A 25,618-nucleotide genomic window follows, 5' to 3' on the forward strand; every position below is an offset into this window, starting at 1 on the left:
TGCGCGAGGGAATAAGAGCAAGAAGCTTGACGACGCTTGCTTTCCTGACCTTGGCGCTCACCGCCTGCACCCAGACCCCGAGCGAGCCGGCGGCACAGCCGGAGCCGCTGGAAACCACCACGGTGACGATGACCGTTGAGCCGGAAGCGAGCCCCGAGAAGCTCAGCCCTGCGACAGTGGAGGAGCGGACGCTGGACGTGGACGGCACGCAGCGCGGCTACATCCTCTCGCTGCCGGAGGGAGCGCATCAGCGCCACAAGCTGCCGCTGATCATGGTGTTCCACGGCTACAAAGAGGATGCCGCGGCGCTGCGGAAAAACTCGGGCATGGACCGCGCCGACGCGATCGTGGCCTACTTGAAGGGCGTGGATAAGGCGTGGGCGCCGGCACCGTACGCGAAGACGACAGGGGCTGAAGACCTCGCGTTTGTCGACGCGGTGCGGGAGCAGTTGGCGGGGGAGTTCTCCGTGGACCGAGCCCGAGTGTTTGCGAGCGGCATGTCCAACGGCGGCGGGTTCGCGGCGTTCGTCGGCTGCCAGCGGCCGCAGGATTTCACGGCGGTGGCGACGGTGTCGGGCGCGTTCTACCAGCACGTCTCGGAGGGCTGCTCGACGATTCCCATGAAGCACATCGACTTCCACGGCACTGCCGACACCGTGATCGAGTACGCGGGCGGCGAGCGCCATGCCACGGTGTACGACTCGACCGAGGAGATGGTGTCCGAGGCCGCTGAGCGCAACCGTTGCGCCGCTGAGCCGGAGGTGACGCAACTGACTTCACGCATTCTGGAGCAGCGCTGGCTTGATTGCGACGCCGGCATGGAGCACTACCGGATCGAGGGCGGCCCCCACGTGTGGCCTGGCGGCGAGCTGGACAAGTCCGGCACCGTGCCCAGCGGCTTCGCGACGCGCCGCCAGCTGGAGTTCTTCGGGGTCGGGGAGCGGTAGGGGTGCAAACGGTACACACCACATCTCGACTGCCCGCGCTTGAATGCGGGGGCCAGTGAGTCGAGGTCGCGGGTGTCAATTGACCTGCCCTTGGGCAGTTTGAATGGCGCAGGAGTCGCGGCGGTCACCCAAGACGATCACCCAACACTGCATTCTTACTGCGGTAGCTGCTGATCGAGCTGACGCAGAGGAAAGATCCGACGGACAGAACACACAGCGCCGACCCGACGGAGGCGATCGACAGTGCAGATCCCATCGACCCGATGGACATGAACGACCCAACAGAGCCGATACTCATGAATGAGTCAGTGGACCAGGCGCTAAGAACTGAGTTCCTGGATCGGTAGGAGAGAATGTTGCCATTTGCGGTGCGTTTACTTGAACTTCTGCTGCTCATACCTCCAACGTAAAACGCCACCGTGCTCGCTAGTAGCTGATCTCAGTGTGGCGTTGGTCCCCACGCACCGAAGGGCGACCGTTACGGCAGCCCCCGCCAATTGTGTTCATGCCAACAACCCTGCACGTCAATCGGGATTACACTCGGGCGCACCCCTAACGCATGAAAGGATTCTAATGAAAGCACTGACCTGGCAAGGCAAGCGCAATGTGGTCGTCGAGGAGGTTCCCGACCCGAAAATCATCGAGCCCACCGACGCCATCATCCGCGTCACCTCCACCGCCATCTGCGGCTCCGACCTGCACCTTTACGAGGTCCTCACGCCCTTCATGGACAAGGGCGACGTGATCGGCCACGAGCCGATGGGCATCGTCGAGGAGGTCGGCTCCGCCGTTACCAACCTCAAGCCCGGAGACCGCGTCGTCATCCCGTTCACCGTCTCCTGCGGGCACTGCTTCATGTGCGAGCGCGGCCTCCAGTCGCAGTGCGAGACCACCCAGGTTCGCGAGTACGACAGCGGAGCAACCCTGCTCGGTTACTCGCGCCTCTACGGCTCCCTGCCGGGAGGCCAGGCCGAGTACCTGCGCGTGCCCCACGCCGACTACGGCCCGATCAAGGTTCCCAACGTCGGCGAGGACGAGCGTTTCCTCTTCCTTTCCGACGTTCTCCCGACCGCTTGGCAGGGCGTCCAGTACGCCAACGTCCCTGAGGGCGGCACCCTTGCGGTGCTCGGCCTTGGCCCGATCGGCCAGATGGCTACCCGCATCGGAGCCCACCTGGGCTACCGCGTCATCGGCGTCGACCCTGTCGCTGAGCGACGCGCCATGGCTTCCCGCCACGGCATCGAGGTTCTCGAGGGCGGCGAAGGAGTCGTCGAGGAGCTTCGTGAGCTTACCGACGGTCGCGGGCCCGACTCTGTCGTCGATGCCGTCGGCATGGAAGCCCACGGCTCGCCCGTCGCCGGCACCGCGCAGGCTGCCGTCGGCCTGCTGCCTCCTGCGGTCGGCCGCGAATTCATGGAAAACGCTGGTGTGGACCGTCTCAGCGCCCTCTACACCGCCATCGAAGCCGTGCGACGCGGCGGAACCATTTCCCTCAGCGGTGTCTACGGCGGAGAGAAGGACCCGATGCCGATGATGACGCTGTTCGACAAGCAGATCCAGATGCGAATGGGCCAGTGCAACGTGCGCCACTGGACCGACGATCTTCTCCCGCTGGTCGACGACCCGTCGGATCCGCTCGGCGTTCTCGACCTGAAGACCCACACCGCGCCGCTCGACGATGCACCCGCCATGTACGAGAAGTTCCAGAAGAAGGAAGACGGCTGCATCAAGGTCGTTCTCAAGCCGTAGCCCAGGCCCCGGCGCTCATTCTGGCCCCCAACTGCAAAACCCCGCTCCGAGGAGCGGGGTTTTCGCTTTGGTCGGACTGACAGGATTTGAACCTGCGACCCCCACACCCCCAGTGTGGTGCGCTACCAAACTGCGCCACAGCCCGATCGTTGCCGGGTGAACCGGCAACTTCGACAGACTACATCACGGGGGAGTGGACCCGGAAACCTGCTGGTGGAGACCGGCGAAACCTCGGCTCGTAAAGATTTCCGGATTTCCACGAGAACGCCTCTTCGGGCGCAGGTGGCGAGATTGCAGGCGGAATTCGTTCGAGGGCACCAATTTGGGCAGCTACTGAACATCCCCGTCCACATAGAACCACCGCCCATCCCGCCGGACGAAGCGGGAACGCTCTCGCTGGACACCGCCGGGGTAGAAGGCGGCAAATTCCACGACGCCCTCGGCGTCGAATACCCCGCCGCGCGCCTTGTCCAGCACCACGAGCCGGGTGAACGGCTCGCCGGTAGGGGCAACCGCCAACTCACGGGGCCGCGTCTCCTCAGCCCAGGTGGCCAGCAGGTACTCTGCATCGCCCACTGCGAACGCCGAGTACCGCGAGCGCATCAAAGCATCAGCGGTCGGCGCGAACGGGCCCCCGCCGGCGCGCACCCCAGCGTGATACTTCCCGCAGCACTGCGCATACGGCAGCCCCAGTCCGCAGGGGCAAGCCCCAGAAACAGCCGCCACCAATTACTTCCCGGCGCTGGCCTTGCGCTCGCGCTTGCTTGCCAGCGTTCCGGCCGCGACGTGCGCTTTGCCGGCGGCCTTGTTGGCCGCGCGGCGCTCGGCAATAGTGGCCACCTTGACCACGGTCTCCATCTCATTCGCGGCAACGTAACCGTCGACGGTGGAGGCGGCACCGGCGGCGCGCAGCGTCTGAGCCTGCTCTGCGGTCAGGTCGCCGTACAGGGTGATCTCGCGGACGAATTCGTTGCCTGCGCCGTGGGTGATCTCAATGCGGACGTCGTCAAGCGGCATGCCCTTGGCGGCCTCGCGGATGGCCTGGGAGGAACTCGCGGCCAGCGCGGACATGTACAGGCCGGTGGAGGTGACACCCTGGCCCTTGCCGCCGGCGTTCTTGGCGCGGTCGGTGTTGATGGCGGTGTTAGAAGTGCGCACCACGTCGCCGTACTTGGTGCCGCGGGCGGTGTAGCTGATTGCGTTGGAGTCGCCCGTCTCTTCCGGAACGAACTCCGGCACGATGTACTGCTGCGCCCAGGAGCCGATGATGTCGGCGGCGCGCTGCGCGGTGCCGGAGCGGGTGAGCAGGTGGTCCGCCTTATCCAGCGCCATGAGGGACTTCGGGTAGCGGGTCAGCTGGAAAATGGTCTGCGCGTTATCGATGCCCACGGTGACGTCGATCGGGGAGTGGACCAAGAGCAGCGGCTTGCGCATGGTGGGCAGGTAGGTCTCCGGGTTGGTCACGGCGAGGTCCTCGAGGAATTCGCGTGAGATGACCAGCTCACGGCCGCCGAGGATGACGGGCACGGAGCCGTTGGCGTCGGCCTCGCCGATCTTGTCCGCGTAGTGCAGCACGGAGTGCGCGGGGTCGAAGGGTGCGCCGACGGTGGCGACGCACTTCACCATGTCTTTCAGCTCCGGGCGGGTCGCGGCCTTGAGGGTAGCCGCGCCGCCGAGGGAGTGGCCCATGATCAACTGCGGCGCGGTGAAGTGCTCCTCCATCCATTGGGCGACGGCCACGATGTCGTCCACGTTCTGGCTGAACGTCGTGTCCTTGAACTCGCCCTCGGACTGGCCGAGTCCGGGGAAGTCGAAGCGCAGGGTGGCAATGCCGTGCTCGGTCAGCCGCTTCGAGATGCGCGAGGCACCAGGCGTGTGGCGGGAGCCGGCGAAGCAGTGCGCGAAGATGGCATAGGCCTGCGCTGGGGATTCGGGGCGGTCGATCGTGGCTGCCAGCATCTTCCCGGTGGAAGACGGAACCTTGACGTTCAGGGACTGCATGCCCACAACAATAAAGCACCATCCGGCCCGCCCGCCGGTTCAGTCCCTCGGGGGCCGTACAATGCCACCCATGGGCGCATTCGACTGGTTTTGGAAGGCCATGGGCTCGACCACCGAGCGCAACAACAAGAAGTCAAAGTCCGTGGTGGCCGCGGCGCATGAACTCATCCCGGAGCTTTCTTCGCTTGACGACGCTTCCTTGGCGGCAGCCGTGCGAGGAACCGTCGCGGACGGTGCAATCGGGGATAAGCCGCGCTTCCTCGCGGGGTTGTCTGTGGCGTCGGAACGCAGGCTCGGCCTGACACCGTTCAACGTGCAGAACCAGGCTGTGCTCCGGTTGCTTGAGGGCGACGTGATCCAGATGGCCACCGGCGAGGGCAAGACCTTGGTGGGCGCGATGGCCGCGGCTGGCTACGCGCTGACCGGCAAGCGTGTGCACGTGATCACGGTGAACAACTACCTCGCGGACCGCGATGCCGAGTGGATGCGGCCGCTGGTGGAGTTTTTCGGTCTCACCGTGGCCAGCGTGACGGAAGCCTCGACGCGCGAGGAGCGCATCGCCGCCTACCGCAGCGACGTGGTGTATGCGCCGGTGACCGAGATCGGCTTCGACCACCTCCGCGACAACCAGATCACCAACCGTTCCCAGACGGTGCAAGTGCCCGCGGACGTCGCGCTTGTCGACGAAGCGGACAGCGTCCTCGTCGATGAAGCGCTGGTGCCGCTGGTGCTTGCGGGCTCCGAGGGTTCCCAGCAGGCCACCGGGCAGATCACCGCGGCGGTGTCGCACCTGGAGGAAGAGGAGCACTACACCATCGACGGCGAGGGCAGGAACGTCTTCCTCACCGACAAGGGCGCGGAGAAGATCGAGCGCATCCTGGGGATCGATTCGCTCTATTCCGACGAGCACATCGGCACGACCCTGGTACGCGTGAACCTGGCGCTGCACGCGAAGGCACTGCTGGTGCGCGACGTGCACTACATCGTTGCCGATGGCAAAGTCGCGCTCGTCGACGCCTCCCGCGGCCGCGTCGCCGAGCTGCAGCGCTGGCCCGACGGCCTCCAGGCAGCTGTCGAGTCCAAGGAGGGCTTGGACGTGTCCGAAGGCGGGCGCATCCTCGATTCCATCACCCTGCAAGCACTCATGCGCCGCTACCCGACGGTGTGCGGCATGACCGGCACCGCCGTCGAGGCGACCGACCAGCTGCGCACCTTCTACGGGCTCCACGTGTCCGTCATCGACCGCGCTCAAGAGCTGCAGCGTTTCGACGAAGCGGACCGCATATACGCCACCATGGCGGAGAAGAACGAGGCAATTGTCGAGGAGATCGCGCATATTCACGCTACTGGCCAGCCGGTGCTCGTCGGCACGCATGATGTCGCCGAGTCCGAGGCCCTCGCCGAAGCCCTGGAGGAGCGCGGCATCGAGGTCAACGTGCTCAACGCGAAGAACGACGCGGAGGAGGCGCGCATCATCGCCGAGGCCGGCGACACCGGGCGCGTGACCGTCTCCACCCAGATGGCGGGCCGCGGCACCGACATCCGCCTCGGCGGCGCGGACGAGGCCGACCACGACGAGGTGGCGGAGCTCGGCGGCCTGGCCGTGATCGGCACGGCGCGCCACCGCACTGCGCGCCTGGACAACCAGCTGCGCGGCCGTGCGGGCCGCCAGGGCGACCCGGGCTTGAGCCTTTTCTTCGTCTCGCTGGAGGACGACATTGTGAAAGTCGGCGGCGCCGACGAGCAGATCACTGCGCAGCCGGCCGCGGACGGGCGCATCGAGTCCAACCGCATCCAGCAGTTCATCGAGCACTGCCAGCGCGTCACCGAGGGCCAGCTCCTGGAGATCCACTCCCAGACGTGGAAATACAACAAGCTGCTCGCGGATCACCGAGACATCCTGGATGAACGTCGTGCGGCATTGCTGGACACGGACACCGCGTGGCGCGAGCTCGCCGAGCGCAACCCGCAGCGCGCGGCGGAACTCGATCACCTCCCGCAGGACGTCAAGGAACAAGCTGCGCGCGACATCATGCTCTTCCACCTCGACGACGAATGGTCCGAGCACCTCGCGCTCATGGACGACGTGCGCGAGTCGATCCACCTGCGGGCCATCGCGCGAGAGACGCCGATTGACGAGTTCCACCGCATCGCCGTGCGCGAATTCAAGGACCTCGCCAACCGTGCCGTCGACAAGGCTTCCGAGACCTTCGCGGAGGTGGCGATCACGGAAGACGGGGCGCAGCTTGCCGACGCCGGGTGGAAACGCCCCAGCTCAACGTGGACCTACATGGTCTCCGACAACCCGCTGGCGGGCTCCGGCAACTCGGTAATCTCCGGCATCGGCAACATTTTCCGCTAGCGTCGTAGGAGAGTCATGGCCCGCCTCGCGGCGGAGCAATCGCTAAGATGGCAGCTGATTAACCTTTCGACATTGCTTGGAGGAACCCAATGAGCGAGAACACGGGTACGCCGCAGAACCAGGTCGAGACGACTTCGGTCTTCCGCGCTGACCTGCTGAAGGAAATGGAATCGTCGGCAGCTGCATCGCCGGATGCCACCGCGGGCGCGGAGAACCTGCCCGAAGGTGCTGCACTGCTCGTGGTTAAGCGCGGCCCGAACGCCGGCGCCCGCTTCCTGCTCGACCAGGATTCCACCACCGCCGGCCGCCACCCGGAGGCGGACATTTTCCTCGACGACGTGACTGTGTCCCGTCGCCACGCCGAGTTCCGCCGCAAGGAGGACAGCTTCGAGGTCGTCGATGTCGGCTCCCTCAACGGCACCTACGTGAACCGCGAGCCGCGCAACTCCGAGGTGCTCTCGGACGGCGACGAGATTCAGATTGGCAAGTTCCGCCTCGTTTTCATCGCTTCCGCGAAATAGGCGCTAGCTACCACAGGTGACCCGGTTTCGGCCGAACGACTCGTGTGTCGGCCCGAGCCGGGTATATTGTTTTCCAAACCTTCAACCTCGAGGAAAGATTGAGCAACGTTCGTGAGCGCTATTCGTAAGACTGCCCCGCAGGCGTCGGCACGTCAGTCCGTGAAAACTATGTCCATTGGCGTCGTCCTCGACCGCCTGCGCGCTGAGTTCCCGGACGTTACCGTTTCGAAGATCCGCTTCCTCGAGTCTGAGGGCCTGATTACCCCGCAGCGCACTGCGTCCGGCTACCGCCGCTTCACCGACGACGACGTGGAGCGCCTGCGCTATATCCTGGTTACCCAGCGCGACAACTACCTGCCGCTGAAGGTGATCCGCGAACAGCTCGAGGCCATGGACTCCGGCCAGGTCGCGGCGATTCTCACCTCCGCCGATGCGGAGCCGATCGTCTCCCCGGACGCGTTCCGCGCCCCGAAGGCGACCCAGCTCACCGATGTCGAGGTTGCGGCGCAGGCCGGCACCGACGAAAAGACGGTGGAGGAGCTGATCAAGGCTGGCCTGATCACCCCGAACGGCGCAGGCCTGTTCACCGAGGACGATGTCCGCATCACCAACACCGCCGTGGCGCTGAAGGGCTTCGGCTTCGACGCCCGCCACCTGAAGACGCTGCGCACCGCCGCGACCCGCCAGGCAGACCTCATCGCACAGGTCACCGAGCCGATCGCGAAATCCGGCAAGGAAGGCGCGCGCCAGCAAGCCGAAGAACTGGGCCAGCAGATGTCCGCGCTCGTGGTGTCCCTGCACACCTCGCTGGTGAAGAGCGAACTGCGCAACCAGCTCTCCCGTTAACCGTGGTACCCGTCAACCTCCTCGGGGTGTTTCCGTTCGGCCCCGAGCAGTTCCTGTGCGCCCTGCTTGAGTGGGAAGAGAAGCACCGGTACGTGCCCCTGTGGCTGCCGCCGATTGAGGGCGCGAACCTCGCCGCGCGTCTCGACGACTGGTCGCCCAAGCGCCCCGACGCCTACGAGGCGATGGCGGACATCATCGCGCAGACCACGCCCGGCATCGCCGGCATTGAACTGTCGAGCTTCCACGACGGCGTGTTCATCGCGACCCTGACCCTTGAAGGCGGGGCAGAGGTGGACATGCGCCCCTCCGACGCGTTGCTCCTCGCGCTCGTCGCCGACGTGCAGCTCGAAGTCGACGAGTCCGTGCTTCAACAAGCCTCGATGTTCATCAGCGCTCGGGACCTGCGCGAGCAGTTCGGCATCGACGCGCCCGAAGATGAGTCGCTTTTCGACGACACTTTGAGCGGCGCCGAAAGGATCGAGTCAGTCACAGGGGAGCGGGAACCGGAACTCGATCCCGAGGCCTTCGAGAGTTTTATGCGTGAGCTGGGCTTCGACGACACGTTCGAGGCTGACCCAGATAACGAGCAGTAACCCTCAACCTCTGGTTGAGACTCTCGGCGTGTTGCAGATGTGACGCTTGACCAAAGGTCTAGGCTGACCTTTAATATGCACTAGGCCTTCAGGCAAACATCATGGGAGTAATTACGTGAGCGGTAACACCACCAACACCCCGGCGCAGGACGAGTTCGCGCCGGTGCAGGAGTCGCTGTTCGACATCGGACCGTCGGACGAGGTTGGCTACCGCGTGCCCATCGCATGCCAGGTCGCCGGCATCACCTACCGCCAGCTCGACTACTGGGCGCGCACCAACCTGGTGCGTCCGTCGATCCGCGGTGCGAAGGGCTCCGGCTCCCAGCGTCTCTACTCCTTCAAGGACATCCTCGTCCTGAAGATTGTCAAGGGTCTGCTCGATACCGGCATCTCGCTGCAGAACATCCGCCTCGCGGTGGACAAGCTGCGTGACCGCGGCGTGAACGACATTGCCGAGATCACCCTCGTCTCCGACGGCGTGACGGTGTACGAATGCCGCTCGAACGAGGAGATCATCGACCTCCTCAACGGCGGCCAAGGCGTGTTCGGTATTGCCGTGCCGCAGATCATGAAGGAACTCACCGGCACTATCTCCGCGTTCCCGTCCGAGCGCGTCATCGAGGACGCAGAGCCGGACAACGTTGTGGGCATCGACGAGCTGGCCGCCCGCCGTCGCCGCAAGTCCTCTTAAGAACGCGCTCCTACTCCCGCGTCCCCACCGCCGTCTTGATCGCAGCAGCGATCTCGTCGGCGGTTTTCGCGTCCTGCCGCGACGTTGCCGCTGCCTCGAGCGCCTTGTCCTGCGGGCCTTCACCCACGTGGACGACGGCGAGCCGCACACCGGCCTCCCTCGCCTTGCGCAGCATCTCCGTGAACGCGGCATCATCGCCGGCGTCGGCGGTGCCGGTAGTGATGAGCACGATGCGCGCTGGGACTTGGACGGTGTCAACCGCTGCTGCGACAGCTTCGCGGGTCTGCGGGACGCCGCCGGTGAGGAAGCGCTGGACAGAAACCTGCACTGGTGCCGCGTCCGGAGTCGGGCCGACGTTGCGGCGGTATCCCTGTGTCACGCCCTCGGAGAGCGGGGAGGAGTAATTCCACAGCGCCACGGTGTGGCCAGCGTTAGCGACCTCACCGGCGGCCTCCGCGACGCCCTGCTTTGCCGCCTGAACGTAGGGTGCCATCGCCTCGGAGGTATCCAGCAGGAAGAGGGTGTCCAGCACCTCGCCGTCGGCTGCGACGGCGGCCTCATCGCTCCCTGTGGGGGAGTCCACGTCGCCGGTAAGCGCCTCGCCCCCGGTCGGGAGTGCGGCGGCCCAGACCAGCTCGGCGATGACCGGCTGCTGCGGCGCGGTGTCCGCGTCGAACTGCTCTGCGGCGGCGCGGGCGAAGTCCTGGCCGGCGCGGGACTGGTTCTCGTCGATGGTGTCGCCGCTGTTCAGCGGGATGGCGGCGTAGCGTACGGCACCGTTAAGCGGGGTGAACGTCCAGCCCTCCGGCGCTTCAGCCTCGGACGTGGCAATGAACTGCGCTTCGCTCTCGACGGCCGTTGCGGAGGGAACGCGGAAGTCGGTCAGCGCCTCCACGGCATCGTTGTCGCTGGCGGTGAGCAGCGATGCCGCGACGGCGGAGGAGGCCGGCGTGTCGATGGGGAAGCGCACCTGGTCAACCGGCGGCGCAGCTTCGGAGCCAGCGCCCTGGGTCGCGAGGCCAACGACATCGGCGGCCACGTCCTCCGGTTCAGCGACTGCGGCAGTGCGCCCTGCGTTCGCGAGCTCCTGGTGGGTGACGGGCGTGTTCGGGGCGATGTACACGGCGGCATCGGCGAGCGTATCCACGTACACCGGCTGCACGCAATAATCGCGCACCACTGGTTTCGAGGCAGCGTAAGCGTCGATAAGCGTGCGTCCGATCGTCTCGTTCGCGGCGGCGATAGGCAGCGCGAGGTCCCCGGAGACGCACGTCTGCTCGCTGGTCGGGCCGGACGCCTGGGAGTCCGGGTCTTTACCGCGGCCCGCAATGGACCAGATCAGCGCCGCCGTGAGCACCAATGCCACGACGAGCGCCATGACGGCCCCCGTGGAGAGTTGGTAATTATTCTTCCCGTTCGAGTGCCGTCCCATACCAAGGCAGTCTAGTGCCCGAGAAGCTCCGCGAGTAGGGCTATCAGCTGGCCGCGGATCGGCGCAGCGTCGGCTGCGAGCGCGCGCTGCCGGGCGACATACTCGGCTTTGCCCTCGGGCGTTTCCACGGCGACGACACCGAACCCGAGCGAGGTGCAGTCGTACGGCGACGCCTCCATGTCCAGGGTGCGGGCCCGCGTGGCCAGCTCGAACGTGTCGAGGAGCAGCTCGCCCGGCACCACCGGACCCATCTTCGCCGCCCACTTGTACAGATCCATGGCCACGTGCACGCATCCCGGTTGATCGTGCTCTGCCTGCGTCTCCCGGTCCAGCACCGTCAGGTTCAGCGGCACGGCGGCAGGAGTGAAGAAGCGGTAGGCGTCGAAGTGGCTGCACCTGAGCTGGTGCTTCTCGACGACAGCATCCGTGCCCTCCCGCCCCAGCCGCAGCGGCAGATCGTGGCGGGGTGCGTCGGCCCGGTAGACCATGGCCCACTCGTGCATGCCGAAGCAGTCGAAGTGCGGCTGGCGGCTCGCCGTCGCCTCCAGCAGGCCGGCGATGCGTTCCATATCGCGGCCGCGCTTCGCTAGGAACGCCTCCGTGTCGAGGGCAACCGCGCCGTCCGCGCCCACCGTGTAGAAGGGGAGATCCTTGTGGCGGGTGGCGCTGGCGTCGGCAAGCGCGGCCCCGAGCCCCGGGTGCCAGCGGGTGAGGTGGCTGGCGCGCACCGGGTAATAGTCGAAGAGAAGGTCCCACACGGGGTGGGAAGTGCCGCGGGTGCGGCGCTCGAGGTGCGGGACGGTCCAGCGCTCGGCGCGGGCGACGTGCGCCGCCTCGGCAGCCGCGGCCTCGGCGGGTGAGTAGGTGCGCATCTACTCGTCCTCGTGGGTCCAGTCGCTCACCGTGCCCACGTACTCCTCGATGATGTCCTCGAGCGCGGCCACGCCCACGAGCTCGCCGGCGACGCGCACCTGCGCCATGTGCGCGGAGCGGCGGTGCATCGCGGTCAGCGCGTCATCCAGCGACTGGCCACCGTCGACAATGCTCAGCGGCCGGATGCGGTTCACGGGCACCTTGGGGTCGGGGTCCTCGGACTCCATCAAGTCCAGGATGTCCTTGACGTGGACGTAGCCAACCAACACTCCCGGCGCGCGCTCCACGGGGTAGCGCGAGTACCCGGTCTCACGCACCGCGTCCTCGATGGCCGCAAGCGGGATGCCGCGCGGGTGGTAGGGGATGGTCTTCACGTCCTCGAGCGGAATCATCACTTCAGTGAGGTTGCGCGACTCGGAGCGCAGCGCCTTCGCCAGGCGGGCGGTTTCCTCGGCGTCCAGGAGGCCTTCCTCGCTGGACTCGCGGATCATGGTGGCCAGCTGCGCCTGGTCCACCGTGGACTCCAATTCGTCGCGCTGCTCGATGCCGAAGGCCTTCAGCGTTTTGCGAGCCACCCAGTTGAGGAACTCGATGAACGGGCGGGTGAGCTTCATCCACACCGCGAAGGCGGGGGTGAGCAGCATCGCCGTCGACTCGGGGCCCGCGATCGCAATGTTCTTGGGCACCATCTCGCCGAACAGGATGTGCAGGAAGGAGATGATGATCAGGGCGATGACAAAGCTGATCGGGTGAAGCAGCTCCGGCGGCAGGCCGGCTGCCATGAACGGCATCTCGATGTAGTGCGCAATCGCCGGTTCGGCGACCTTGCCCAGGATGAGCGAGGCCACGGTGATGCCGAACTGCGCACCGGCGAGGTAGATCGACAGGTGCTCGATGGCGTAGATCACCGCGCGGGCGTCAGTTTTGCCCTGCGCGAGGAGGGATTCCAAGCGGTCGCGGCGGGAGGATACGAGGGCGAACTCGGTGGCCACGAAGAACGCGTTGACAGCGAGGAGCACTGCGATGAGCAGGACGGCGGTCAGGATGTTCATCGTGCACCTTCTTCGGCCGCCGCCGCGGCGCGCTGCTCCGCTGCTTGCTCGGGTGTGATCGGGGAGAGGATCGCCTTGTCCACGCGGCGGTCATCCATCACTGTCACACGCGCGAGCCAGAACCCGTCGCCGCGTGCCGATTCGAACTCCTCCTGGAAGCTCACGGCACCCTCCGGCAGCACCACCTTGTCGCCGACCTTCGGGATGCGGCCGAGCGTGGCCATGATGAGGCCGCCGAGGGTCTCGTAAGGCCCGTCGGGGGCGGTGTAGCCGGTCTTATCCGCCATGTCGTCGAGGCGCACCAGGCCGGAAATCTCCCACGATGTGCCGAAGCGCTGGAAGTCGCGCTCCGACTCGCGGTCGTCGTACTCGTCGTACACCTCGCCGAGGATCTCCTCGACGACATCCTCGATGGTCACGAGACCCTGCGTGCCGCCGTACTCGTCGGCGATGAGCACGACCTGGGAGCCGGCGGAACGCACGCGGTTGAGCACCGCGTCGCCGTCCAGCGTGCCGGGCACGAAGGGGACCGGCTTGGCTAGGGAAGCTACCGTCGTTACGCTGCGCTCCTCCTTGGGTACAGAGAACGCGTCCTTGATGTGGACGACGCCGATGGTGTCGTCGAGATCGCCGCGGCGCACGGGGAAGCGGGAGTGGCCGCTCTCGCGGGCGAGCGCGATGAGGTCCGCCACAGTCTCCTCCGCATCGAGGGAATCGATAGTCGAGCGCGGCGTCATCACCTCCTCCGCCGTGGTCTCGCCGAAGCGCAGGGAGCGGTCGATCACCGCCGCGGTTGAGGCGTCGAGCCCGCCAGCTTCTGCGGAGTTGCGCACCATGGCGCCGAGCTCCTGACCCGAGCGCGCGGACGCGAGATCGTCGGCCGGCTCGATGCCCATCTTGCGCACGATCCAGTTCGCTGTGGCGTTAAGCGATTTGATGAACCACTTGAACACCTGGTTGAAGGCGTTCACCGGCGGGACGACGAAGCGCGCAGTGCCGAGCGGCTCCGTGATCGCGATGTTCTTCGGTACGAGCTCGCCGAACACCATCGAGAGGAACGTGGCCACGATGAGCGCGAGTACCAGCGCCACCGTCTGCGAGGCAGACTCGCCGAGGCCGACGAGCTCTAGCAGCGGCGTGAAATACTGGCCCAGCACCGGCTCGGCGAGAAAACCCGCGGCCAGGGTGGTCACTGTGATGCCCAGCTGGGCACCTGAGAGGACGAAGGAGAGGTTCGCGTGATCGCGCGCGACGGCGTGCGCAGTGGCATCGCCCTTCTCGCGCACGTGGGCCTCAACCGTGGAGCGCTCCAGGCCCGTCATGGCGAACTCGATGGCCACGAACAGGCCCGTCGAGGCTGTGAGCAGGATGAAGCCGATGAGGGACAGGATGGATATGACTATGTCCATGTGCGGTGGTGAGCGCCGCGGTTAGCGCTCCGGTTTCCTCTTTCTCTGCTGGCCGCCGCGGCGCGGCCGGCCCGATGCTTGCCCGCCGCCGGCACCGCGGTTGCGCCCGCTTCTGCGTGCCGACGTTCGCTTCGCCGGCCCGCCCGCCGCAGGCTGTTGTCCCGGGGGCGGCAGCGGAGTGCCCTCGGGTTGACGTGCGGCAGTAATCCTAACCAATTCAGGCGACATCGGTGCGACGCGAACCACCTCAGCGTCCACGCCGGCCTTGCGCAGGAGCTGATCAACTTCCTTGCGCTGCTCATCCATCACGAGCGTCACGACACGACCCGAGGTGCCGGCGCGGGCGGTGCGCCCGGCGCGGTGCAGGTAGGCCTTGTGCTCTGCGGGCGGGTCCACGTGCACTACGAGGGAGACATCGTCGATGTCGATGCCGCGCGCCGCGATATCCGTCGCCACCAGCACAGGGGTAGAGCCGTCCGTGAAGCCTTCGAGCGCGCGGGTGCGGGCGCCCTGCCCCTTGTCGCCGTGCAGGCCCTGGGCGTTGACACCCACGCGCCGCAGCTTCTTCACCTGGCGGTCCACGCCGTGCTTCGTGCGCATGAACATGATGGTCTTGCCCTCGCGCGCGGCGATTTGCAGCACGATCTTGTTACGGGCATCGCGGTTGCCCACCAGCAGCTGGTAGTGCTCCATCGTGTCCACCGCGGCCTCCACAGGCGCGGTGGAGTGCGTCACCGGGTCGTGCATGTAGCGGGCAATGAGCTTTTCGACGTCGCCGTCCAGCGTCGCGGAGAACAGCAGGCGTTGGCCGTTCTCGGGAGTGCGGTCGAGAAGCTTGCGCACCTGGGGGAGAAAGCCCATGTCCGCCATCTGGTCCGCTTCGTCGAGGGCGGTAATCTCGACGTCGGAAAGCGAAAGCTTGCCCTGGGAGATCAGGTCCTCGGCGCGGCCCGGGGTGGCTACCAGCACGTCGACCGGGGCTGCGAGTGCGCGGATGTGGTGGTTGATGTTCACGCCGCCGACGACGTCGATGACGCGCAGGCCGAGTGCGGCGGCGGGTTCGTCGAGACGCTCCCGGATCTGGGCCGCGAGCTCGCGCGTCGGGGCAAGGATGAGGCCGCGCGGGCGGCCAGGCTTGGACGGCGCGCCGGCGAGGCGCGTCAGCATTGGCAGGCCGAACGTGAAGGTTTTGCCCGAGCCGGTGGGGCCGCGGCCGAGCACGTCGCGGCCGGCGAGCGCGTCGGGGATCGCGGCCTCCTGAATCGGAAACGCCTCCGTGATGCCCTGCTTGCGCAGCACGGAGACGATGTCGCGGGGAAGGCCGAGATCGGCAAATGAAGTCATTAGGACGATCTTACGGCCTCGTGTGCGTTTGACCTAGTAGGAGAGCTCCTCGCGGTCGCCGGACCACGCGGTGTGGAACGTGCCCTCCATGTCCACGCGGCGGTAGGTGTGGGCGCCGAAGAAGTCGCGCTGGCCCTGGATGAGCGCGGCCGGGAGGCGCTCGGCGCGCAGCGAGTCGTAGTAGGAGAGCGAGGAGGCGAAGACAGGTACCGGCAGGCCCAGCTGGGTGGCGGTGATGACCACGCGGCGCCACGCGTCAATCAGGCCGTTTGCGAGCTCGCCCTTGAAATACGGGTCCAGCAGCAGGGACGGAAGTTCAGGGTCGCGCTCGTACGCCTCGGTGATGCGGTTGAGGAACTTCGCGCGGATGATGCAGCCGCCGCGCCAAATGCGCGCCAGGTCGCCAGGCTTGATGCCCCAACCGTACTCCTGGGAGCCGGCGTTGATCTCGTCGAAGCCCTGCGCGTAGGCCACCAGCTTGGAGGCGTAGAGCGCGCGGCGCACGTCCTCGACGAACTGCTCGCGGTCGATGCCCAGCTCCGCAAGCGTGGTCAGATCGCCCGACGGCAGTCCGATGCGCTGCGCAGCCTCGCGCTGCGCCAGGGCGGAGGAGAGGGCGCGGGCGAAGACAGCCTCGCCGATGCCGGTCGTCGGCACGCCCAAGTCCAGTGCCTCCTTGACCGTCCAGCGGCCGGTGCCCTTCTGGCCAGCCGCATCCACGATGACATCGATGAATGGCTTGCCGGTGCGGGCATCTACCTGGCGCAGGACCTCGGCGGTGATCTCGATGAGGTAGGAATCTAGGTCGCCCTCGTTCCACTCGCTGAAGATCGCGGAGATGGCGGCCGGCTCAAGCCCTGCCCCGTAGCGCAGCAGGTGGTACGCCTCACCGATCACCTGCATGTCGGCGTACTCGATGCCGTTGTGCACCATCTTGACGAAGTGGCCGGCGCCGTCCGGTCCGATGTGCGTCACACAGGGCTCGCCATCCACCTTCGCGGAGATGGATTCCAGCAGGGGCCCGAGGGTTTCCCACGTGGCCGCGGGGCCGCCCGGCATAATCGAGGGGCCGTGCAGCGCGCCTTCCTCGCCGCCGGAAATGCCGGCGCCGACGAAGTGGCGCCCGGTCTGGGCGACCTCGTGCTCGCGGCGGATGGTGTCGGTGAACAAGGCGTTGCCACCGTCAATGATGATGTCGCCCTCATCCATCGCCTCCACGAGCTGGGAGATCACGGCATCGGTGGCCGCACCGGCCTGCACCATGATGACCGCTTTGCGGGGACGCTCCAGGGAGGCGACGAATTCCTCGATCGTCTCCGCGGGCACGAAGTTGCCCTCGTGGCCGTGCTCCTGGATGACGGCCCGGGTCTTCTCCGGGGAGCGGTTGTAGATGGCGACGGTGTGGCCCTTGGAGGCGAAGTTGCGGGCCAAGTTCGATCCCATGACGGCCATGCCGACGACGCCGATTTGGGCAGTTCCTTGCGTTGCGCTCTGCGGAGAAGTCATAGCGTTATCGTACGTCGACTCCACCCGCGCGGGCACAGGGTTGTCTTATAGTGGCACGCATGACGCAGCGCTCCCTGAATGAACCGGTCACGGATCCGCTTAACGACGAAGAGCTGGCGGCCCTCAACGCCGCGAACACCGGCTTCGGCCAGCACATCGGCATGGTCATCACCTACTGTTCCGCCGAGCGCCTGGAGTGTTACCTCGATGTCAAGCCCGAGCACCTGCAGGTGGCCGGCATTGTCAACGGCGGTGTCTACGCCGCGATCGGCGAGACCCTGGGTTCCGCGGCGGCGATTGTCACCTCCGGCCGGCCGGCGGTGGGCATGAGCAACAACACGGATTTCTTGCGCAGCGTCTCCTCCGGGCGCATCGAAGCGGTCGCGCGGCCCGTGCACATCGGCCGCAGCACGCACCTGTGGCGGGTGGAGATGACCCACGAGGGCAAGCTCGTGGCCATCACCACCCTCAAGCTCATGATGATGGAGCTCTAGAGCCAGTGGTTGCGGCGGAACCACCAGAGCATTGCGCCCATCACCAGAAGCATGACTAGGAGCGTGGCGGGGTAGCCCCACTTCGAGCCGAGCTCCGGCATGTACTCGAAGTTCATGCCGTAGATACCGGCGATCAGGGTGGGGGCCGCGGCCATACCCACCACGGCGGAGATGGTGCGCATATCCACGTTCTGCTGCATGGTCACCTTCGCCACCGAGGCGTCAAGCAGCGAGGTGAGACGCTCGTCGAAGCCGGAGAGGTGGTCGCTGGCAATTGTGGCGTTATCTTGCACGTCGCGGAAGTAGGAGCGCAGGGCCTTGCGGACGATGTCCTTGTTGTTGGTGAGGCTGGTGCGCAACGCCGGCGCCAGCGGATCGATGGCGTGGCGCATCTCCAAGACTTCTCGCTTGTAGTTGTAAATCTTGTCGATGTTGATCTGCCGGCGCGGCGTGAACACCTCGTTCTCCAGCTCGTCCACGTCGTGGCTGAGGTAATCCGCCACGCGGAGGTAATTGTCGGTGAGGTGGTCGGCGATCACCCAGGCAACGGCGGTCGTGCCCAGCACGGCCAGGTCCTCTTCCTCCTCCAGTTTGCCGGTGAGGTCCGGCAGGGGAGCGTTGTGGCGGATGGTGATGGCGAACTTCGGGCCAGTGACTACCTGCACCTCGCCCGTGGAAATGATCTCGCGGGCGTCGGCAACTTCTTCGTCGTCGCGGTAGTGCACGGAGCGCACGACCATGAAGAGTTGTTCGTCGTAGCGGTCAATCTTCGGGCGCTGGTGCGCGTCCACGATGTCGTCGACGATGAGGTCGTCGAGCTCAAACACCTCGGCGAGGCGCTCCATCTGATCCTCGCTCGGGGCCTTCAGCGACAGCCAGACGAAGGCGTTGTCCAAGTCCTCGACCATCTCCGCGGCCTGCCGGACCCGGAAGTTGCCGGGGAGGCGTTTGCCGTCGACGAAGACGCGGCAGAAGTCCACCGAGCGCTCGATAGGCACCGGCACGGGCTTGTGGGCTGGTTGCTCCTGTTTCGGGATGCGCGGACGCGGCAGAGGAAGACGTGGCGGCACGGGCGACAGCCCCCTTTCGCTTGAAACTCCGGGCACCCGCAGTGGGGTGCCCGGAGCTCTCGGGGAGAAAAGAACGTGAGTGATACTACGCCTGCGGCGTTAGCTTTCGCGGGTTTCCTCCGCGGTTTCCAGCTTCTCCAGAGCGGTGCGCTGAATGCGCTGTTCAAGCTGGCCGTTGGTGGTCACCAGGTTGTAGCGGCGCGGGTTGAGCGCGTTCAGTGCCCAGGTGTAGCTGGACACGGTGCGGTTGCGCATGCCCTGCAGGAACTGGACGTGCACAACCAGCCACATGAGCCAGCCGATGAAGCCGGTGAACTCCACCTTGCCCATCTTCACCACAGCGTTGAAGCGGGAGATGATGGCCATGGAGCCCTTGTCGAAGTAGGAGAACGCGTCGCGGTCCTCCGGAGCGACATCGTGCTCGACCTGCTCCTTGATCAGCTTGGCAACGTGCTCGCCGGACTGGATGGCCACCTGGGCCACACCCGGGAGCTTGTCCAGGCTCATCATGTCGCCGATGATGAAGACGTTGCGCTTGTCGCCCACGGAGCAGTCCGGGTTGACCGGCACCTTGCCGCTGCGCTCAACCTCAACGCCTGCCTGCTCAGCAACGATGCGGCCCAGCGGGGAAGCCTCCACGCCAGCGGACCAGATCTTGGTCTCGGCGGCGATGGTGGTCTCCTCGTCGGTCTTGGTGTTCTTGAAGGTCACGGAATCCGCGTCCACGTTGGTCACCAGGGAGTTCAGCACGACGGTCACACCCTCGCGCTCGAGCTGGCGCTGCGCGACCTTGCCGAGGCGCTTGCCGAAGGGCGGGAGCACCTGCGGGAGACCGTCGATCAGCACGATGCGAGTCGACTCCGGGCTGAAGCTGTACTGGCCCTTGTCGAAGGAGCGGTGCGCCAGCTCCGCAATCTGGCCGGCGAGCTCCACGCCGGTCGGGCCGGCACCCACGATGGCGAAGGTGAGGAGCTTCTCGCGCTCTTTCGGATCGTCGGTCAGCTCCGCGCGCTCGAAGGCGTCCATGATGCGGGCGCGGATCTCGAATGCGTCGTCAAGCGTCTTCAGACCCGGCGCGAACTCGGCGAAGTGGTCGTTGCCGAAGTACGACTGGCCCGCACCTGCGGCGATGATCAGCGAGTCGTAGGTGTACTCGAAGGTCTCGCCCGCGTCCTTCGCGGTGACAACCTGTGCGTTGGTGTCAATGTCCTGGACATCGCCGCGCACGACAAGCAGGTTCTCCTGGCCGCGGGTGAGCTGGCGCATGGACACCGCGATCTCGCCGGAAGAGAGCAGGCCGGTGGCCACCTGGTACAGCAGCGGGGCGAAGAGGTGGTGGTTCGTGCGGTCGATGAGCGTAATGTCCACATCCGCGTCCGCGAGCTCGCGCGCAGCGTAGAGGCCGCCGAAACCGGCACCGATGATGACGACGTGGTGACGGCTCCCAGCAGGACGGTACGGCCTATCTGCCATGATCAAGATCTCCTTGTAAACGGGTTGCGAAAATACCTTCGTTATCGTACGCCCCCCGCGTCGAACCTTCACAGCGAGGACCACCGTCGCTGCGTCGTGGCTCTCCCGCCGCCCGCGACGGGGGCGCTAGCATGAGGCGGGTGACATCACGTGGGCCCTCGGTTGAGCATCTCGCAGCTATTGACGCACGCACCTGGCCGGGTGTCGCCGCCGTCCCCGCGTTGACCGCCGGCAGCGCTCGGGCGCGGGTTGCGGAGTCGCGGTTCGCGCGCGCCGCGGCGGCTGGGGGCTTGCGTATCGACGGCAGCGATCCCGACCTCGTTGTCGACCACGCCGAAGTGTTCACCCGCGTTGCCGCCGGCGGCTGGATCGGACTCGCCGAGGGGTACCTGGCAGGGGAGTGGCGCACGGAGTCGTCGGAAAGCCTCGTCGGCGTGCTCCAGGCGCTGATCGGCGCGAAGTACGCCCCGCGCACCACCAAGCTGCCGCCCGGGGGCAGCGGCGCCCGGGGCGAGGTGCCGCCGGCGCTCGTCGCGCATTTCTCCGGCGACGGGGTCAGCGCTTTCCAGGGGCACTTCGCCACCGGAGTGCCAACGAAAGAGCGCCGCATGGTGAAGAGCTTCGTGCCGGGTGCGGGGAAGGGCAACGTGCCGGCGCGCCACTACGTGGACACCACTGAGTACGGTGCGCCGCTGGACACGACCCGCCTCGACCTGGCCGACGCGCAAGCTCGCAGCGCCGACATGCTGCTCGACGCCGCGGGCGTAGGGGCGGCGACCCACGTGCTGGTAGCGCCCGCCGCGGGCGGGGCGATCACCGCGGCGGCGGCGCAGCGGGGAGCCACCGTAGATTGCGTTGCGGCGGATGCTGACGCGGCGCGGGCACTCCGTGAGCACCTGGTCTTCGCCGGCGTGCACGAGCACGTTCGCGTTGACGTGCGCGATCCGCTCGCCAGCGCCGGCGGCACTGGCTACCACGCCGCCGTCTGCGCAGAGTATTTCGAGACGCTGGCCCCGCGCGATCAGGCCGCGTACCTGCGCTCCCTCGATCGCGCCTTGGCACCGGGTGGGCGAGTGGCAATGCAAACCGTCGTGGCCACCGGGGAGATGTCCGGGGCTGGGCGGGCCGCGCTCGCCTCGCTGCGCGCCTACGTCTGGCCGGGCTTGAGCGTGACGACGCTCGAGGGCATCGCCAAACTCATCGACACCCACACCGGCCTTCGGGTGGTGGCCCACACGAGCGCGCCGGATCACCTCGCCGAATCGCTGAAGCTGCAACGGGTGACGTTCGACGCGCACTTGCGCGACGCGGCCGCCGACGGCTTCGACCCGGTCTTCCGCCGCCTCTGGACGTGGCAGCTGGCGTTGCGAGAGGCGCTGACCCGGCTCGGCATGCTCGACCTCGCACAGGTGGAGGCGACCACGCGGAGCCGGGGAGGGCGGCGCTAGACCAGCGTGATCTTCGGTCGCGACGCGCGCTCCAAAAGCGCCGCGATTGACTCAAAGGGCTTGCCCGCAACCATCTCCAGGCCCATCTCGCAGGTGCGGTTGGCGGAGACGAAGCAGTCGAAGTTGCCGGCTTCGAGGCCTTCGCGCTCCTCGCGGGTGGCGGATTCCACCAGCTCCGGGTGGAGCATGACGCGGTCGCCGGCGGTGCCGCAGCAGGCTGCGCCCTCCGGGATAGCGGCCTCGCCGCAAGCGTCGGCAAGCGTGAAAAGTGCCTCGGTGGTGCCGAGGTGCTCGCCGGAGCACGGCGGGTGCACCGCAATGCGGCCGAGATCGGCGGTGACCTCGAGGTGCTCGAGCACGTCCTTCTCCAGCCACTCGACGACGTCGAGCACTCGGATCTTCTCGAAGCGCTCCAGCTCCTCGCCGATGAGGGTTTCCGGCATCGAGTCGATGATGGTGTGGCTGCAGGATGCGGCGTCGACGATCACGGGAAGCTCGCCGCCGTCGGACCACTCCCAGAGCTGTTCCAGCAGGGAAATCGCCTTGACGCGGTACGCCTCGGTGAAGCCCTTGGAGGAAAAGGGCATGCCGCAGCACTCGCCGTCCACGTTCTCAGGGATCCACACCGGCGCGCCGCTGCGCCGGCCGAGCTCGACCACAGCATGCGGCGTATCCAAAGAGCCTGCCGGCACGCTGTCCGGGCGGCCGAAGATGCGGTTGACGCAGGCGGGGAAGTAGACGGCGCGGGCGCCCTCGCGCTGGGTGTCCGGCATCTCCGGGGCGCGCTGAGGCATCGGACCCGGCACGGACGGGAGGCGCTCGGGGGAGACCAGGGTGCGGCCGATCTTGGTTACGGCGTTAGCCAGACCCGGGCCCATGAAATTCACGCCGGCGACCGCGGTGCGGCCGAGCGTTTCCACGGTGTCGTAGTGCTCAGCGATGCGCTTCGCGGTGGCGCGTTCGGCGCGGGTGGCCTGGGCGGCGCGCAGCTGCTTCATCGCCTTGCCGGTGTCGATGCCCACGGGGCAGGGGATCGCGCAGGTGCCGTCGGCGGCGCACATGTCGATGGCGTCGTACTGGTACTGCTCGCGCAGCTTGTCCAGCACCTCGGAGCCCTCCGGCTGGCGGGCCATCTCGCGGCGCAGCACGATGCGCTGGCGCGGGGTGACGGTCACGTGGCGCGACGGGCACACCGGCTCGCAGAAGCCGCACTCCACGCAGGCGTTGATCTCCGCCTCAACCTTGGGGAAGGACTTGAAGCGCTGAAGGTGGATGTCGGTGGAGCGGGTGAGCTTCACGTCTGGGGCGAGGATGCCGTCCGGATCAAGGGTGTTCTTGACCTCCCAGAACAGCCCGAAGATCTCCTCGCCCCATTCGCGCGGAACGAAGGGGGCCATGTTGATGCCGGTGCCGTGCTCCGCCTTCATGGAGCCGTCGTACTTGTCCACGACGAGCTCGGTCAGCGCGTCGAGGAACTCGGCATAGCGGCTCAGCTCGTCCTCGTTAGCAAGGTTCGGGGTGAGGAAGAAGTGCAGGTTGCCGTACGGCGCATGGCCCATGACGGCGTCCGGGTAGCCGAACTCCTTCAGCAGGTCCATGAGCTCGGATGCTGCCTCGCCGATGTCGGCGGGCGGGAAGCAGACATCTTCGGTGATCAGTGCGGTGCCCTGGCGGCGGTTCTCACCGATCAGGCCGAAGAGGCCGCTGCGCAGCTCCCACATGCCGACCTGCACCTTGGCGTCCGTCTCGAAGTTGAGGGGGGAGAGCAGCTCCGCGTCTTGGAGCACCTCCTCAGCCTTCTCGATGGCCTCCTTGAGCTCGTCCTCATCTACGCCGCCGACTTCGAGCAGCAGGGCAGCGGTCTGGGAGTCGATGTCGGCCCATTCTTCCGGGGCCTGCTTGAAGTTTCCGACGGAACGCTTCATTACGTCGGAAACCAGCAGCTCACAGGCCTCGGCGCCGGCCTCGACGAGCTTGGCCACGTAGTTCGCGGCATCGCGAATGTCGGGGAGGACGACCCAGGTCACGGCCTTTTTCTTCGGCAGCTCGATGGTGCGCATCTCTACCTCGGTAAACACGCCGAGGATGCCCTCTGAACCGACCAGCAACCGCATGAGGATGCGCACCGGCTCGTCTTCGTCCAGGAAAGCGTCGATGCGCAGGCCGTTGGTGTTGCGGATGGAGAACTTCTTGCGCAGGCGCTCAACCAGCGCCTCGTCGCCGCGGATGCGGTCGCGCAGTGCGATGAGCTGTTCGTGCAGGTCAGGACGCTGTTGCTTGAAGGCGTCGTCGCCCTTGCGGGTGTCTACAATGGTGCCGTCGGTAAGCACGAACACGGCCTGGTCGATGGTGTGGTAGGAATCGCGTTCGAGCTTGCAGCGCATGCCGCCCGCGTTGGTGGAGACCACGCCGCCGACGGAGGCGGAGGCAGTGGAACCCGGGTCCGGACCGAGCATGTAGCCGTGGCGGCGCAGCACCGCCTGGGCGTCGCCGAGCACGACACCGGGGCGGCAGCGCAGTCGCGCACCGTCTTCGAGGACCTCCATGCCCGCGAAGTTGGTCTTCACGTCGACGAGGATGTCGTCGGTCATGGCCTGGCCGTTGAGCGAGGTGCCGGCGGAGCGGAACGTCAGCGTGCGGCCGGCGTTCTTAGCGAAGCGCATGAGCGCGGCGAGGTCCTCGGCGTTGCGCGGCTGGACGACAATCGACGGGATGTCGCGGTACGGGGATGCGTCGGACGCGAAGCGGACGAGATCAGACACGCGCCACTGGACGTTGTCGTCGCCGACGATGTCCGCCAACGCATCGCGCAGCTCGCGATCCGAGCCGTTGGCGAACTTGGCGCTCACGGCGTCGGGCTTCGTCTCCGCGTAGGCGGGTTTCGGAATGCGGTGGGGGTTGGGAGCAAGGAGTTTCGCCATACTGCACATCGTACGGCGGGGGTTTCACGGGGGCGCGAGTCAGGCCACCGTTACTTGACATAATGTACATTATCGGACAAAAGGGCCACTAGGAGCTCGCCGACGCAGGTCCCAGTGCCTGTCCTTATATACGTACTGTGACGTTATATGACTAGTTCTTGGCCAGGTTGATGCGGATGTTGATTTCGCCTTCCTCGGCGATCGTCGCCGCGACGAACTCCGGCGTCTCCACGCCGTAATCCAGGCGGTTGATCGGCACATCCCCGGCCACAATCAGATGTGCTCCCGAGCGGGCCACATCGAACTCGTGGGAAATCCGGTTGGTCTCGCCGTGGATCGTCAGATCGCCGGTGAGCGTCACCTTGCCAACCGACGCGCCCTCCGGCAGACCGGAGAGATCGGCAGGCTCGGTGATCACGAAGGTCGATTCCGGGAACTTGTCCGTGTGGAAGATCTTGCGGCGCACGTTGTTGTCGCGCACGTCGCTGTCCGTCGTCAGATTCGTCATGTCGACAACGATCTCGCCCGCAGTGAGCGTCCCGGCCTCAATCGTCACCGCGCCCGTGACGCCTTGCGTGGACCCGGATGTCGTGCGGCGCTCACCCGGCAGCACCTCGTTGAACGTGAAGCCTGCCGACGTGCTGTTCGGCCCCGGGCGCTTGTGCACGCTCCACTCGCCGTCGAGCTCAGTCGTCGGCTCGCGCAGCGCGGACTCATCGATGCCTTCCGTCTTCACACCCGAGCCGAACATGTTCAGCGCCAGCGGCACCATCGCCAGCAATACCGCGAGCACAATAAAGATGGAAACGGCGACAATCAGAGCGGTGCGGCCCTTGGGTCGCGCACCCCGTGCTGACGGTTGTGCAGATTCCGCAGTAGACATGCT

21 protein-coding genes and 1 tRNA gene are annotated in these 25,618 nt (G+C 66.5%); 9 read left to right on the forward strand and 13 right to left on the reverse strand.

Features of this window, described 5'->3' with window-relative positions; translation table 11 throughout:
* Nucleotides 1–26: 26 nt before the first annotated feature.
* Together M5J20_RS02220 and M5J20_RS02225 are read left to right on the forward strand one after the other, a co-directional pair.
* Complete coding sequence (locus M5J20_RS02220) at nt 27–947, forward strand: CE1 family esterase (RefSeq protein ID WP_253575940.1); 921 nt, start codon at nt 27–29, stop codon at nt 945–947.
* 573 nt (nt 948–1,520) lie between these two features.
* Nucleotides 1,521–2,696 (forward strand): zinc-dependent alcohol dehydrogenase, encoded by a 1,176-nt coding sequence (locus M5J20_RS02225; protein ID WP_253575942.1) that lies wholly within the window; start codon nt 1,521–1,523, stop codon nt 2,694–2,696.
* Between the two features lie 68 nt (nt 2,697–2,764).
* On the opposite strand, the gene M5J20_RS02230 is transcribed toward M5J20_RS02225, so the two are convergent.
* From M5J20_RS02230 to M5J20_RS02240, 3 genes are all read right to left on the reverse strand, one after another.
* A tRNA-Pro gene (locus M5J20_RS02230) sits at nt 2,765–2,841 on the reverse strand.
* A 185-nt stretch (nt 2,842–3,026) separates the two neighbouring features.
* Nucleotides 3,027–3,425, reverse strand: a complete 399-nt coding sequence (locus tag M5J20_RS02235) for a YchJ family protein (protein ID WP_256478021.1) — start codon at nt 3,423–3,425, stop codon at nt 3,027–3,029.
* Complete coding sequence (locus M5J20_RS02240; protein WP_253575946.1) at nt 3,426–4,697, reverse strand: bifunctional alpha/beta hydrolase/OsmC family protein; 1,272 nt, start codon at nt 4,695–4,697, stop codon at nt 3,426–3,428.
* 70 nt (nt 4,698–4,767) lie between these two features.
* On the opposite strand from M5J20_RS02240, the gene secA2 reads away from it, so the two are divergent.
* The 5 genes from secA2 (at nt 4,768) to M5J20_RS02265 (ending at nt 9,710) form a co-directional block, all read left to right on the forward strand.
* Nucleotides 4,768–7,059 carry an accessory Sec system translocase SecA2 gene (secA2, locus tag M5J20_RS02245; RefSeq protein WP_253575948.1) on the forward strand — a complete coding sequence of 764 codons (2,292 nt, stop codon included), beginning with the start codon at nt 4,768–4,770 and terminating at the stop codon, nt 7,057–7,059.
* Nucleotides 7,060–7,148: 89 nt separating this feature from the next.
* On the forward strand, nt 7,149–7,580 hold the full coding sequence (odhI, locus tag M5J20_RS02250; protein ID WP_253575949.1) for an oxoglutarate dehydrogenase inhibitor Odhl: 432 nt from the start codon (nt 7,149–7,151) through the stop codon (nt 7,578–7,580).
* A 111-nt stretch (nt 7,581–7,691) separates the two neighbouring features.
* Nucleotides 7,692–8,426, forward strand: a complete 735-nt coding sequence (gene ftsR / locus M5J20_RS02255) for a transcriptional regulator FtsR (RefSeq protein ID WP_253575951.1) — start codon at nt 7,692–7,694, stop codon at nt 8,424–8,426.
* 26 nt (nt 8,427–8,452) lie between these two features.
* The gene (locus M5J20_RS02260; protein ID WP_253575953.1) at nt 8,453–9,019 is read left to right on the forward strand and encodes a bifunctional nuclease family protein; all 567 of its coding nucleotides are present in this window, start codon (nt 8,453–8,455) and stop codon (nt 9,017–9,019) included.
* A 115-nt stretch (nt 9,020–9,134) separates the two neighbouring features.
* Nucleotides 9,135–9,710 (forward strand): MerR family transcriptional regulator, encoded by a 576-nt coding sequence (locus M5J20_RS02265; RefSeq protein WP_437177608.1) that lies wholly within the window; start codon nt 9,135–9,137, stop codon nt 9,708–9,710.
* A 10-nt stretch (nt 9,711–9,720) separates the two neighbouring features.
* Here the strand turns inward: M5J20_RS02265 and M5J20_RS02270 are convergent, their stop codons facing one another.
* Genes M5J20_RS02270 through gnd form a run of 6 tightly spaced genes read right to left on the reverse strand, consistent with a single transcriptional unit; the run spans nt 9,721 to nt 17,326 of the window.
* Nucleotides 9,721–11,142 (reverse strand): vWA domain-containing protein, encoded by a 1,422-nt coding sequence (locus tag M5J20_RS02270; protein ID WP_253575955.1) that lies wholly within the window; start codon nt 11,140–11,142, stop codon nt 9,721–9,723.
* Nucleotides 11,143–11,153: 11 nt separating this feature from the next.
* A complete protein-coding gene (locus tag M5J20_RS02275) occupies nt 11,154–12,014 on the reverse strand; it encodes a 3-methyladenine DNA glycosylase (protein WP_253575957.1) in 861 nt (286 codons plus the stop codon).
* Complete coding sequence (locus tag M5J20_RS02280; protein ID WP_253575958.1) at nt 12,015–13,067, reverse strand: hemolysin family protein; 1,053 nt, start codon at nt 13,065–13,067, stop codon at nt 12,015–12,017.
* Nucleotides 13,064–14,476 carry a hemolysin family protein gene (locus M5J20_RS02285; RefSeq protein WP_253575959.1) on the reverse strand — a complete coding sequence of 471 codons (1,413 nt, stop codon included), beginning with the start codon at nt 14,474–14,476 and terminating at the stop codon, nt 13,064–13,066. The genes M5J20_RS02280 and M5J20_RS02285 overlap by 4 nt, the downstream gene beginning before the upstream one ends.
* Before the next feature lie 21 nt (nt 14,477–14,497).
* A complete protein-coding gene (locus M5J20_RS02290) occupies nt 14,498–15,820 on the reverse strand; it encodes a DEAD/DEAH box helicase (protein WP_253575960.1) in 1,323 nt (440 codons plus the stop codon).
* 33 nt (nt 15,821–15,853) lie between these two features.
* Nucleotides 15,854–17,326 (reverse strand): NADP-dependent phosphogluconate dehydrogenase, encoded by a 1,473-nt coding sequence (gene gnd, locus M5J20_RS02295; protein ID WP_253575961.1) that lies wholly within the window; start codon nt 17,324–17,326, stop codon nt 15,854–15,856.
* Between the two features lie 59 nt (nt 17,327–17,385).
* Here gnd and M5J20_RS02300 point away from each other — a divergent pair, with 59 nt between their 5' ends.
* Nucleotides 17,386–17,820 carry a PaaI family thioesterase gene (locus M5J20_RS02300; protein WP_253575962.1) on the forward strand — a complete coding sequence of 145 codons (435 nt, stop codon included), beginning with the start codon at nt 17,386–17,388 and terminating at the stop codon, nt 17,818–17,820.
* Here the strand turns inward: M5J20_RS02300 and M5J20_RS02305 are convergent.
* Together M5J20_RS02305 and M5J20_RS02310 are read right to left on the reverse strand one after the other, a co-directional pair.
* Complete coding sequence (locus M5J20_RS02305; RefSeq protein WP_253575963.1) at nt 17,817–18,890, reverse strand: magnesium and cobalt transport protein CorA; 1,074 nt, start codon at nt 18,888–18,890, stop codon at nt 17,817–17,819. The genes M5J20_RS02300 and M5J20_RS02305 overlap by 4 nt on opposite strands.
* Nucleotides 18,891–18,989: 99 nt before the next feature.
* Nucleotides 18,990–20,363, reverse strand: coding sequence for an NAD(P)/FAD-dependent oxidoreductase (locus M5J20_RS02310; protein ID WP_253575965.1), 1,374 nt, complete (start codon nt 20,361–20,363; stop codon nt 18,990–18,992).
* A gap of 140 nt (nt 20,364–20,503) precedes the next feature.
* Between M5J20_RS02310 and M5J20_RS02315 the strand changes: the two genes are divergently transcribed.
* Entirely contained in the window at nt 20,504–21,811 is a 1,308-nt protein-coding gene (locus M5J20_RS02315) for an SAM-dependent methyltransferase (RefSeq protein WP_253575967.1), read from the forward strand.
* Here M5J20_RS02315 and M5J20_RS02320 read toward each other — a convergent pair.
* Nucleotides 21,808–24,732 (reverse strand): FAD-binding and (Fe-S)-binding domain-containing protein, encoded by a 2,925-nt coding sequence (locus M5J20_RS02320; protein WP_253575969.1) that lies wholly within the window; start codon nt 24,730–24,732, stop codon nt 21,808–21,810. The genes M5J20_RS02315 and M5J20_RS02320 overlap by 4 nt on opposite strands.
* Before the next feature lie 151 nt (nt 24,733–24,883).
* Nucleotides 24,884–25,615: a YceI family protein gene (locus M5J20_RS02325; RefSeq protein WP_253575971.1), complete on the reverse strand. Its 732-nt coding sequence runs from the start codon at nt 25,613–25,615 to the stop codon at nt 24,884–24,886.
* Nucleotides 25,616–25,618: the final 3 nt, after the last annotated feature.

The sequence above is a fragment of the Corynebacterium stercoris genome (assembly GCF_024160105.1).
Taxonomy (GTDB): Bacteria; Actinomycetota; Actinomycetes; order Mycobacteriales; family Mycobacteriaceae; genus Corynebacterium; species Corynebacterium stercoris.